The sequence below is a fragment of the Hubeiibacter jixunmingi genome (assembly GCF_041928215.1).
Taxonomy (GTDB): domain Bacteria; phylum Pseudomonadota; class Gammaproteobacteria; order Pseudomonadales; family Moraxellaceae; genus Acinetobacter.
In genome coordinates, this window is the sequence record NZ_JBHFHK010000063.1 from 1 (window position 1) to 11515 (window position 11515).

The following is an 11515-nucleotide window of genomic DNA, read 5'->3' on the forward strand; positions in this document are numbered from 1 at the left end:
AACATTTTCAACATTTTCAACATTTTCAACATTTTCAACATTTTCAACATTTTCAACATTTTCAACATTTTCAACATCATGTTGTACACTATCGCTTGGTGCAAGAGCGGTGGAAATATTTTTTTGTGAAACTGGCTGAACATCGACTACTTGCCCGACTGGCAAAGGACGAAATGCCAATAATCGCAAAATACACATTTCAAAGCCTTGTTCTGGCGTCATTGCCAACGCCAAATCGGCACGCCCTTGCAAAGCAATTTGATAATAAAGCTGAATATCTTGGGCATCAATTTGTTGTGCAAGCTGTTGATAAGATTGGTATTCGTCTTGACTGGCATTGTAATTTTGCTCAATCTGCTGTCCCATACATTGCGCAATTGCCGTTTCATGCAAAGTATGGATTAATTGTTCCAAAACATGAGTGACATCAATCGCTTGCTGACGCAGAGCTTGCAAAATCATCGCCACTTGGGCTTTTTGGTCTTGATGAATTGCAGTGAGCAAGTCGATAATCAAGCTTTTATCAATCAAGCCCAACATATTTTTGACATCGAGACTATTCACCTGCCCTTGCCCATAAGCAATCGCTTGGTCGGTCAGAGACAACGCATCACGTAGCGAGCCTTGTGCCGACTCTGCCAATTGCCATAATGCCTGTTGTTCAAAAGGGATATGTTCTTTTTGTAATAGATTTTCTAGATGCAAGCTGATCTCATCTTTGCCCAAAGGACGCAAGCTAAATTGCAAACAACGAGAAATAATGGTAATCGGTAATTTTTGTGGATCTGTAGTAGCAAATAAAAATTTGACGTGTTCCGGTGGTTCTTCCAAAGTTTTGAGCAAGGCGTTAAAGCTATGCGTAGAAAGCATATGCACTTCGTCGATGAGATAGACTTTGTAGCGACCTTGCGTTGGGGCATAAGGCACATTGTCCAATAACTCTCGGGTATCTTCCACACGGGTACGTGATGCGGCATCGATTTCAATCAGGTCTATAAAACGTCCTTCATTCACCGCAGTACACACCGCACAAGTTTCGCATGGAGTTGCAGTGACGCCTGTTTCGCAGTTGAGACATTTTGCCAAAATCCGTGCAATGGTGGTTTTGCCTACGCCACGCGTCCCTGTAAATAAATAGGCATGATGCAACCGCCCACGCTCTAGGGCATTACTCAAGGCACGAGATACATGCTGTTGTCCGACCAATTCATGAAAATTGCGTGGACGATATTTACGGGCAAGGACTTGGTACATAATCACTCCTAAAAAGTGGCTATAGCATACTGTTTTTTGATGATATATGGAAAGAGTTTTTCTGCCTTTTGGCAAATGAATTGACTATATTTATTATGGGTGATTACCTTGCTGATAATTCATAAAGTTCTCGCTTATTCATTTAGATTGAATATTTTAATGTGATAGCGTATTTATTAAACGTCAATTTCATTGCAAATAGAATAAACATATATAAAAGCTCATTTTAAGCACCTTGAGTAGAATTGTAATTCTATTTTTTTTCACTTATTATATAACAAGTTATAGCTCTAAGATTTGTTGCGATAGATAGAAGGATAAGATTGTGGATACTTTAACGCTGATTCAACCTGATGACTGGCATGTACATTTACGTGATGGTGATGCTCTAAAACGTACTGTGCCTGATATGGCAAAGCAGTTCCATCGTGCGGTATGTATGCCTAATCTTGTCCCACCTGTAACCAGTGTTGAGCAAGCACACGCCTATCGCGAACGCATTATGGCTCATGTGCCTGAAGGCATTGATTTTGATCCACGCATGGTGCTGTATTTTACTGACAGTACCAGCATTGATGACATTAAAGCGATTAAAGATTCACCTTATGTGAGTGCAATTAAGCTTTACCCAGCAGGTGCGACCACCAATTCACACCATGGTGTCAGTAATATTGAAAAAATTTATCCCATTATCGAAGAAATCGAAAAGCAACAAATTCCGCTTTTGGTACACGGTGAAGTCACTCATCAACACGTGGATATTTTTGACCGTGAAAAATACTTTTTGGATGAAGTGTTGTCGCCTATTCTAAATCGCTTCAGTGATCTAAAACTGATCTTAGAACACATTACTACAGAAGATGCAGCAAAATTTGTCGTATCACAAGGTAAAAATGTCGCAGCCACCATTACCCCACAGCACTTATTGTTTAATCGTAATGATATGCTTGTTGGTGGTATACGTCCGCACTTTTTCTGTTTACCGATTTTAAAACGTCAAACACATCAACACGCTTTATTAAAAGTAGCAACCAGCGGTAGTCCGAAGTTTTTCTTAGGTACAGATTCTGCACCGCACTCTCGTAGCAAAAAAGAAAATGCCTGTGGCTGTGCAGGTTGTTATTCTGCACCATATGCCATTGAGCTGTACGCACAGGCTTTTGATCAGGTCAATGCTTTGGATAAACTCGAAGGCTTTGCAAGTTTGTTCGGTGCAGACTTTTATGGTTTGCCACGTAATACCAAGACCATTACCCTAAAACGTCAAAGCCAACAGATTGCTGAGCAGTTTGATTATTTAGACAATGATCCAATTATTCCTTTACATGCTGGGCAACAACTCGACTGGACCATACAATCATGACTACAAACATATCCAACGATACACAACAGCACGTTATCACTGGTTTAGATAAAAACTTACCACTTATCGCACAGCGTTTTCGTGGTTATTTACCTGTGGTGGTCGATGTTGAAACTGCAGGCTTTAACGCCAAAACGGACGCTCTATTAGAAATTGCTTGTATCCCTATTTTGTACAACGAACAAGAGCAGTTTGTACCAGGTCCAGCTTTCCATGCTCATTTACAGCCTTTTGAAGGAGCAAATTTGGAACAGCGTTCATTACAATTTACAGGTATTGATCCGAATAATCCAATACGCAAAGCCATCGCAGAAGATGAAAAAGATGCGATACGTCGTATTTTCAAATCGTTAAATGAAATACGGAGTGTACAGCAATGTATGAAATGTATTTTGGTGGGTCATAATGCCCACTTTGACTTAAATTTCTTGCAGGCGGCTGTTACACGTACTGGCAGTAAAAATCAAAATCCTTTTCATAGTTTTTCAGTGATCGATACTGTGACTTTGAGTGCGATCAATTTGGGACAAACCGTGTTGGCAAAAGCGTGCAAACATGTCGGCATTGATTTCGATGGTCATCAAGCCCATTCAGCCTTGTATGACACGCAAAAAACTGCGGAATTGTTTTGTCATTACCTTAACCAACAAACAATATATCGCCCAACACCTGAAAATAAAACCCAACAAACAGAAGAATAATCACACCAAAATGCCTCAAAGTTGGCTGTAAAATACTCAAAAACAAGACAGCCAACTTGTATATTATACTAAAGTATAAGTGAATTATGATAATCACTTCATCTTTATGTAAAAAAATGTAATATAATTATTAATATATAAACCTTATGTGACATCAAGTCTCATATACAAAATACGATACCATTGCACTATATATCTGCCTATACGGTAGTCTCAATGTAAATTAAGGTAATATTTTTAATGGTTTGTAACTTTAATGTGTTTATTAGGAGTAATTTTAAAATGCAAAAGTATTTAGCAGTGCTGGTTTCTTTATGTTTAATGACAGCATGTTCTCAAGAAGCAAACAAAGGTACGACAAACGGTGATAACAAAGTACCTGCAAGCACAGCTCAGCAAGCAAGTACTGCAGCAGTAGCAACCAAGCAAAACCCCGATTATCCTACCTATCTTGTTGGTTCGGAAGTCACTTACCCTCCTTTCTCTTTCCAAGATAACAATGGTAAACCTACTGGCTTTGAAGTTGAGTTATTGAACGCCATTGGTGAAGCGGAAAAATTTAATGTGACTTTTGTCAATACACCGCGTAGCGAAGTTACTAATACATTGAACAATGGTCGCTTTAGTATTTGGGCTGCTGCTCTATCTGCTTCACCAGAACGTGCTGCTGAGATGGATTTTACTCAGCCTTATCTAGAATTTACTCGTGATATTTATATCGTTGATAAACCAGAAAACGCCACTATTCACTCCGTAGATCAACTCAAAGGCAAAAAAATTGCTGTGAGTGGCAGTAGCAAAAGCAGTATCGAACTTGCAACCAAAGTTACAGGTTCGGCAGATAATATCGTTAAATCAGAAAACTTCTTCTTATCACTACAAAGCACTTACTTAGGTAAGAGTGATGGTACAATTGGTGATAGCCGTATCTTGCAATATTATCAGTTAAAACACCCTGAAATTAAGATGCGTAAAATTGCCTTAAATGAGCCGAAAAAAGAAATTGCTTTTGCAGTGAAAAAAGGTAATACCGAGTTGACTACAAAAATCAATAAAGGTTTGGCAACCATTAAGAGCAACGGTACATACGATAAGTTGGTTGAAAAGTGGTTCGGTAAAACACAATCTTAATCTTGATGAGCAAAAGAGATTAGAATCAAAAAAGGCAAGTATCACTTGCCTTTTTTTGTGCTTATATTTTTACGTTGATTGTGCGATTGAGAATATCTTTTGGAATATCGTCTTGCCATTGTTGCTGTAAAGTCGGTGTATAAAAATTACTTCCCAAATCAACCATCACACTGTCGATTAACACATGTGCCGTATGCAAAAACACATAGTCACCATATAATAAGTTGAGTTGATCTTGCTGACTAACGAAATCACGTCTTTCTGCTTGTGCTTGCTTCAAAATTTGTGGCACATGATCTGTAGAAAGTGCTTGTCCTAGTGCATGCAATCGCATTTCTAAAGTTGCCCAAGCACCGACTAGACGCTTAAAACGTTCAAAATCAATGGTTGTGCTTTCCCACGTCAATTGATCGATTTTGTCATCATCAGGCAAAATAGGCAGTAATAAGTCAAAAATAGAAGGAAAAATCTTCTTCAACCCCAACATAAACTGCAAAGCATTGTCTGTTGGGTAGTCTTTGTATTCAATATGCTGTTGCGTATCTTTTAATAAAATTTTCATTCGCTATGTACCTTTAAATTATACGCTTAAACATTCGGATCACGGAATAATACTGATTTTTGTGCGAGACGTTGCATTTGTTCGCTCAACACTTCACTGCATGCAGGGATAGCCACACGTGCCATACTTGCTGCTTGAAGACCTAACTTTTCACCCAAAGTTGGTTTGTGGCGTGTCTGAATCAGATATACATCATTTTGTTCAATTAAATCCAAGAGATAAGCATCCGAAGTCTTCAGCTCATCTACCAAGTTTAATTTTAATGCATCTTCACCATACCAATGCTCACCCGTTGCAACCTGTTCTACATTCAGTTTTGGACGATACTTCTCTACAAAGTGCTTGAACAATTCATGTGTTTGTTGCAATTCTTGTTCAAACTTTTGCTTGCCTTGGTCTGAGTTTTCACCAAATACTGTCACGGTACGTTTATATTCACCAGCAGTAAACACTTCATAGTCAATGTCATGTTTTTTCAATAACTTATTGAAGTTTGGCAATTGTGCTACCACACCAATCGAACCAACGACTGCAAAAGGAGCAGAAATAATTTGATTGGCAATACATGCCATCATATAACCGCCACTTGCCGCCACTTTATCTACACAGATAATTAACTCAAAACCTGCATCACGCAAACGCACCAATTGTGCAGCTGCCAAGCCATAACCGTGCACCGCACCACCTGGGCTTTCTAATCTTAATACCACACGATCTTGGTCAGGTTTAGCCACCGATAAAATCAGGGTAATTTCTTCACGCAACTGATCGACCGCATTAACAAATACATCACCTTTAAAATCTAACACATAAACATTACCTGTTTTTTGCTGGTTTTTATCCTTACGCTTTGCTTTACTTTTCTCGATTTGCTTTTTTAGGCGTGTTAAAAAAGAGCTGCCTTTATCTTTGCTGTCTATAGCTTGTTCGATGCGTTGACGTTGTGCTTTGACACGTTGATTTAAATGAACGATACGTAATTCGGCTGGGAGTTTTGGAATTTGAAATAACATAAAATGTTCCGTAATTTTACTCAAAAGATATTATTTAAATGATGGGGCGAATGCCGATTTTTTCAAGTGCATCTGCTCGTAATTTTGTATATCAAATCAGCTAAAAACCGATAAATCTGTCGCAAAATAGTAGTACCCATTATTTTTTAAAAAAATACTATAATATACACCTTTACTAAAACCCAATTACCTCCATGATTAATACATAATTTATATTTATAATTCATTAACATAGCATCCAAGTTAGGTAATATATAATATATCTATAAATCTTTATATCAAAAGTTTAATCGTTATTTTTTACATAAACTTGCAAATTTATCGAAATTTATTGATAAAAATTATGCAAAAGTACTTATTTTTGTCACCAAAAAGCTGTTATAATGCACAACATAGAGATAATTTATGACGTTCATTTATTTTTCTTATCTAACTACAGTGATAACTACATCACAAGTATGATGCTTGTGCGTGGTTTTTTTTTGCTGAAAAATTTGTAAGATTAGTCATCTACTCTATGATGTGGTCTTTTTTTGAGACTGTGTTTTTTTTCATTTTATTCAATTTTTTCGGAGCAATTCCCTTCGTTTAAATTTTTGGATTTATCACATGAATAGCAAATCTCCTACTTTCCCAACTCAATCTTCTGATGTCGCTTTACGTATTCACGTTGACCGTGCTGTACGTCATTATTTCTCTCAATTGCAAGGTGAACAACCTGCTCAAGTATATGACCTTGTACTTGCTGAGATGGAAAAACCATTATTATCAGTTGTTTTGGAATATACACGTGGTAATCAAACCAAAGCTGCTGAAATTTTGGGTCTAAACCGTGGAACTTTGCGTAAAAAGTTAAAAGCACACGGATTAATGGCTGAATAAATGCTAAAATGCCTGCTTACGAGCGGGCATTTTTTATGTCTGTTATTTTTAATTTCCTTTAACTTGATATTCACCTAAGCTTATGACTGTTAAACGTGCATTGATTTCTGTTTCTGACAAAACAGGTATTGTGGAATTTGCTCAACAATTGGCAAATCTTGGAATTGAACTTTTATCGACTGGCGGTACTTATAAACTGCTTAAAGATAACCAAATCAACGTGATTGAAGTATCTGAACATACTGGCTTCCCTGAAATGATGGACGGTCGTGTGAAGACTTTACATCCAAAAATTCATGGCGGTATTTTGGCTCGTCGTGGTTTGGATGAAGCGGTGATGGCAGAGCATAATATTGCTGCGATTGATTTGGTGGTGGTAAACCTTTATCCATTTGCCAAAACTGTTGCAAAACCAAACTGCTCGCTTGCTGATGCCATCGAAAATATCGATATCGGCGGTCCAACTATGGTGCGTGCAGCAGCGAAAAATCATGCATCAGTCGGTATCGTAGTGAATGCCAGTGATTATGATGCAGTGATTGCTGAACTCAAAGCTAACAAAGCTTTATCACACGCAACACGTTTTGATTTGGCGGTAAAAGCTTTTGAACATACTGCACAATATGACGGTATGATTGCACAATACTTAGGTGCACGTGTCGGCAAAGAAGAAGGTCAAGCAGATCAATTTGCCCGTACTTTCAATATGCAATTAGATAAAGCACAAGATTTACGTTACGGTGAAAATCCACATCAATCTGCTGCATTCTATGTAGAAAGCACAGCCAAAGAAGCCAGCGTATCTACAGCGAAGCAATTGCAAGGCAAAGAATTATCTTATAACAATATTGCAGATACCGATGCGGCTTTGGAATGTGTGAAATCATTCGTGAAGCCTGCTTGTGTCATCGTCAAACATGCCAATCCTTGTGGTGTTGCGGTGTCTTTGGACGGTATTTTGGATGCTTATAACTTGGCTTATGCAACTGATCCAGAATCTGCTTTTGGTGGCATCATCGCCTTTAACCGTGAGTTAGATGTTGAAACTGCTAAAGCGATTATCGAACGTCAATTCGTTGAAGTGATTATTGCACCAAGTATTGCTGATGGTGTATTGGCAGTCACTGAAAGCAAGAAAAACGTGCGTGTATTGGTTTGTGGTGAGTTACCGAAAATTGAGGAACGTGCTAGCCAATTTGACTTTAAACGTGTCAATGGTGGTTTATTGGTGCAAGAACAAGATTTGGGCATGATTACTAAAGATGACCTAAAAGTGGTAACTGATAAAGTCCCTACTGATGCGGAATTGGACGATTTGATTTTTGCATGGAAAGTGGCAAAATATGTCAAATCCAATGCGATTGTATATGCCAAAAACCGTCAAACCATCGGTGTTGGTGCAGGTCAAATGAGCCGTGTTAATTCTGCACGTATCGCTGCCATCAAAGCAGAACATGCAGGTTTGGTGGTTGAAGGTGCGGTGATGGCATCAGATGCATTCTTCCCATTCCGTGATGGTATTGACAATGCAGCAAAAGCAGGCATTAAATGTATCATTCAACCAGGTGGTTCAATGCGTGATGAAGAAGTGATTGCCGCTGCCAATGAACATGGTATCGCTATGGTGTTTACTGGAATGCGTCATTTCCGTCATTGATTTAAATAAAAATCAATCAGTGCGTTATCACAAAATCTCTTAATTTTAGATTAGGGGATGTTGTGTATCTACGACATTCAGTATGGGTAGGGAAAATATGTTTAAGGTCTTTAAGCAAGCTGAACCGTGGCTAATGCTTGTTATATTACTTTTTTTCATTGTAACGATTTCTTTTGAGATACATTTTTTGTATTCTCAATTTTGATCTATTTTTTCTATTGCATATTATTAGTCAAAGATCCTGATAATCAACATCCCAATCTAAAAAATTATCTAAATTTGGCTATAATATTTTTAATGTTTGTTGGTAATTGGGCTTGGAAGTATAGTTTAATCCACTATGTTGCACCAAAACAAGCTGAACACTTTTGCGGTACGTTGGTCAAAAATGAATATCAATTTTTTTATTTATCACCGTTTAATCCAGCCAATGTTGTCATCCAAAATGCACAGCAAACCATATCTTTTCGTAGTGAGCCACTTAAAAGCGATATTGATATGTCCACGTTACAATTAAATCAACCGATTTGCGTAAGTTATATTGATGCCGAAAAAAGCATCTTTGTACTGAATAATTTTATCGTTTCTGTGAATCAAAAGTAGGAATTTATCATGAATATCTTAGTCTTAGGTAGTGGTGGTCGTGAACACGCCCTATCATGGAAAATCGCACAAGATAGCAATGTGCAAACCGTATTTGTTGCCCCAGGTAATGCCGGTACAGCAAGCGAAAATAAATGCCAAAACGTGGCATTAAATATTTTGGATAATGCGGCAATTGTCGATTTTGCCAAAAATAATGCGGTAGATTTTATCGTAGTTGGTCCTGAAGCACCGCTTGTTAATGGCGTAGTGGATGCCTGCCGTGCTGCTGACATCAAAATTTGGGGCCCTACCCAATATGCAGCACAATTGGAAGGCTCAAAAGCATTTGCCAAAGACTTTTTGAAAAAGCACAATATCCCGACTGCATTTTATGATGTATTTACCGAAGTCGATCCTGCCAAAGCCTATGTGGAAAAACACGGTGCGCCAATCGTGATTAAAGCGGATGGCTTGGCGGCAGGTAAAGGCGTGATTGTTGCCATGACCCAAGAAGAAGCTTTTGCCGCCATTGATGATATGTTGGCAGGCAATAAATTTGGCGATGCTGGCTCTCGTGTGGTGATTGAAGAATTTTTGGCAGGTGAAGAAGCATCATTTATCTGTATGATTGATGGTGAAAATATCTTGCCGATGGCGACATCACAAGACCACAAACGTATTTTTGAAGGCGATCAAGGCCCGAATACTGGCGGTATGGGTGCGTATTCCCCTGCTCCAGTGGTGACGGCTGATGTATTTGAACGTGTAATGACTGAAATCATGCGTCCAACCGTAGATGGTATGAAAAAAGACGGTCATGTTTATACGGGCTTTTTGTATGCAGGTTTGATGATTGATGCACAAGGTCAGCCAAAAGTGATTGAGTTTAACTGTCGTTTTGGCGATCCAGAAACTCAACCGATTATGGTGCGTTTGCAATCGTCATTGGTGGAGTTGGTACAAGCAGGCTTGGACGGCAAATTACCAAAAGAAGCCAAATGGGATGAACGTAAATCCATCGGTATCGTGCTTGCGACCGCAGGCTATCCAGAAACATCGGGTAAAGGCGATGTGATTACTGGCTTAGACCAAGTTACTGGCGATACCAAAGTATTCCATGCAGGTACAGCGACCAATGAAAAAGGCGAAATCGTTACCGCAGGTGGCCGTGTATTATGCGTAACCGCTTTAGGTGATACGGTACAGCAAGCACAAGCAGCAGCGTTAAAAGGCTGTGAAGCTGTAAAATTTGATGGTATGCAATATCGTAAAGATATTGGCTATCGTGCGATTGCGAGAGAGCAAGCATAATAACTTATTGAAAAATAAGTATAAAAATTGGCGATAATTTAAATATTTAGGTTGTCGCCATTTTTTACGCAAATCAAAAATGGATTGTGCTTTACTAACAATCAAAATTAAATGATAAAAATTCTCATTTAAACTATATTCAAGGGAAAATTTTATGTTATACTATAACGTATATCCTCAGAACAAAGGTGTAGTTCTCATGCAAGTCCTCTCTTCTTTAAAAAGTGCTAAAAAACGTGCCAAAGACTGTCAAGTCGTGCGTCGTCGTGGTAAGTTATTTGTGATTTGTAAATCAAATCCACGTTTTAAAGCTCGTCAAGGGTAAAATAAAACGCCAAAGTGATTTGGCGTTTTTTTATTGTTCCCATTTAATTTTATCAGGACTTGTACCTTTATAATAACTAGATACGCAATCAATAAAATATGCAAAATCTTTATTTTCTTCCACGATACGATTAACCGATTGCCAGTCTACATTTTCTTTACGCTTAGCAGGAATCAGAATTTGGCTTTCACTGATATTTTTTAAATCTAACACAATCACACCAATACCATGTAAATCTGATAAAATGCGTAACTCATCATAAGCTTGACTACGAATTTCTGTCGCAACTAAATAACCTTCATTTGCCCAACTTGAATTACTCACTGCTTGGAAAAAACATTCTCGTACATTTGACCTTTGTATAATGGTTTTCACTTCAAAAGACCACAATCGAGATTTTTGTTCTATTTTATTTTGAATACAATCTCTAACATGCGAATGCCAATTTATATCAAGCGCTTGTAATGCAACAATATCTGGGTGTAGCCATCGATTCCCCTTTGCACCACGAGTATTACGTGAAGTTTTTTCATCAATGCGTACGCTATATAATCCAAACTCATTAGATAAATACTCCGCTAATAATGGATATAAATCATATTCACTAAAAGATTGAGTGGCGACATTTTTTATTAAAACTTGATCTTGAATATCTTAGGACTTACGCAAACCTAACCGAAGGGCAACGAAGTTGCTCACAAATATAGTCATCAAGAAGCCCTTGCTTAATT

Annotated in this window: 12 protein-coding genes; 8 read left to right on the forward strand and 4 right to left on the reverse strand. The window is 38.1% G+C overall.

Annotated features, from left to right (window positions below; translation table 11 throughout):
• On the reverse strand, positions 1 to 1254 hold a 1254-nt coding region (dnaX, locus tag ACEYX7_RS09110; protein ID WP_374900466.1), incomplete at its 3' end, for a DNA polymerase III subunit gamma/tau.
• Between the two features lie 325 nt (positions 1255 to 1579).
• Between dnaX and pyrC the strand changes: the two genes are divergently transcribed.
• The 3 genes from pyrC (at position 1580) to ACEYX7_RS09125 (ending at position 4449) form a co-directional block, all read left to right on the forward strand.
• Positions 1580 to 2617, forward strand: a complete 1038-nt coding sequence (gene pyrC / locus ACEYX7_RS09115) for a dihydroorotase (RefSeq protein WP_374804384.1) — start codon at positions 1580 to 1582, stop codon at positions 2615 to 2617.
• Complete coding sequence (gene rnt, locus ACEYX7_RS09120) at positions 2614 to 3318, forward strand: ribonuclease T (RefSeq protein ID WP_374804382.1); 705 nt, start codon at positions 2614 to 2616, stop codon at positions 3316 to 3318. Before pyrC ends, rnt begins: the two co-directional genes overlap by 4 nt.
• A 282-nt stretch (positions 3319 to 3600) precedes the next feature.
• On the forward strand, positions 3601 to 4449 hold the full coding sequence (locus tag ACEYX7_RS09125) for a transporter substrate-binding domain-containing protein (RefSeq protein WP_374806985.1): 849 nt from the start codon (positions 3601 to 3603) through the stop codon (positions 4447 to 4449).
• A gap of 61 nt (positions 4450 to 4510) precedes the next feature.
• On the opposite strand, the gene ACEYX7_RS09130 is transcribed toward ACEYX7_RS09125, so the two are convergent.
• Positions 4511 to 5011 carry a hypothetical protein gene (locus tag ACEYX7_RS09130; protein ID WP_374804378.1) on the reverse strand — a complete coding sequence of 167 codons (501 nt, stop codon included), beginning with the start codon at positions 5009 to 5011 and terminating at the stop codon, positions 4511 to 4513.
• 26 nt (positions 5012 to 5037) lie between these two features.
• Complete coding sequence (gene sohB, locus ACEYX7_RS09135) at positions 5038 to 6024, reverse strand: protease SohB (protein WP_374804376.1); 987 nt, start codon at positions 6022 to 6024, stop codon at positions 5038 to 5040.
• A gap of 609 nt (positions 6025 to 6633) precedes the next feature.
• On the opposite strand from sohB, the gene fis reads away from it, so the two are divergent.
• The 5 genes from fis (at position 6634) to ykgO (ending at position 10784) form a co-directional block, all read left to right on the forward strand.
• Positions 6634 to 6906, forward strand: coding sequence for a DNA-binding transcriptional regulator Fis (fis, locus tag ACEYX7_RS09140; RefSeq protein ID WP_374804374.1), 273 nt, complete (start codon positions 6634 to 6636; stop codon positions 6904 to 6906).
• Positions 6907 to 6988: 82 nt separating this feature from the next.
• Entirely contained in the window at positions 6989 to 8563 is a 1575-nt protein-coding gene (gene purH, locus ACEYX7_RS09145) for a bifunctional phosphoribosylaminoimidazolecarboxamide formyltransferase/IMP cyclohydrolase (protein ID WP_374900468.1), read from the forward strand.
• 297 nt (positions 8564 to 8860) lie between these two features.
• A complete protein-coding gene (locus ACEYX7_RS09150) occupies positions 8861 to 9166 on the forward strand; it encodes a hypothetical protein (RefSeq protein WP_374804371.1) in 306 nt (101 codons plus the stop codon).
• 9 nt (positions 9167 to 9175) lie between these two features.
• A complete protein-coding gene (gene purD, locus ACEYX7_RS09155; protein ID WP_374804369.1) occupies positions 9176 to 10459 on the forward strand; it encodes a phosphoribosylamine--glycine ligase in 1284 nt (427 codons plus the stop codon).
• A 199-nt stretch (positions 10460 to 10658) separates the two neighbouring features.
• Positions 10659 to 10784: a type B 50S ribosomal protein L36 gene (gene ykgO / locus ACEYX7_RS09160; protein ID WP_374804367.1), complete on the forward strand. Its 126-nt coding sequence runs from the start codon at positions 10659 to 10661 to the stop codon at positions 10782 to 10784.
• A gap of 30 nt (positions 10785 to 10814) precedes the next feature.
• Here ykgO and ACEYX7_RS09165 read toward each other — a convergent pair whose 3' ends face one another.
• Positions 10815 to 11159 carry a hypothetical protein gene (locus tag ACEYX7_RS09165; RefSeq protein ID WP_374900469.1) on the reverse strand — a complete coding sequence of 115 codons (345 nt, stop codon included), beginning with the start codon at positions 11157 to 11159 and terminating at the stop codon, positions 10815 to 10817.
• Positions 11160 to 11515 lie beyond the last annotated feature (356 nt).

What these genes read in the sequence shown, in the direction of transcription:
- rnt (WP_374804382.1), top strand. Translation starts at nt 2,614, where the DNA reads ATGACTACAAACATATCCAACGATACACAACAGCACGTTATCACTGGT.
- ACEYX7_RS09125 (WP_374806985.1), top strand. Translation starts at nt 3,601, where the DNA reads ATGCAAAAGTATTTAGCAGTGCTGGTTTCTTTATGTTTAATGACAGCA.
- ACEYX7_RS09130 (WP_374804378.1), bottom strand. Translation starts at nt 5,011, where the DNA reads ATGAAAATTTTATTAAAAGATACGCAACAGCATATTGAATACAAAGAC.
- sohB (WP_374804376.1), bottom strand. Translation starts at nt 6,024, where the DNA reads ATGTTATTTCAAATTCCAAAACTCCCAGCCGAATTACGTATCGTTCAT.
- fis (WP_374804374.1), top strand. Translation starts at nt 6,634, where the DNA reads ATGAATAGCAAATCTCCTACTTTCCCAACTCAATCTTCTGATGTCGCT.
- purH (WP_374900468.1), top strand. Translation starts at nt 6,989, where the DNA reads ATGACTGTTAAACGTGCATTGATTTCTGTTTCTGACAAAACAGGTATT.
- ACEYX7_RS09150 (WP_374804371.1), top strand. Translation starts at nt 8,861, where the DNA reads ATGTTTGTTGGTAATTGGGCTTGGAAGTATAGTTTAATCCACTATGTT.
- purD (WP_374804369.1), top strand. Translation starts at nt 9,176, where the DNA reads ATGAATATCTTAGTCTTAGGTAGTGGTGGTCGTGAACACGCCCTATCA.
- ykgO (WP_374804367.1), top strand. Translation starts at nt 10,659, where the DNA reads ATGCAAGTCCTCTCTTCTTTAAAAAGTGCTAAAAAACGTGCCAAAGAC.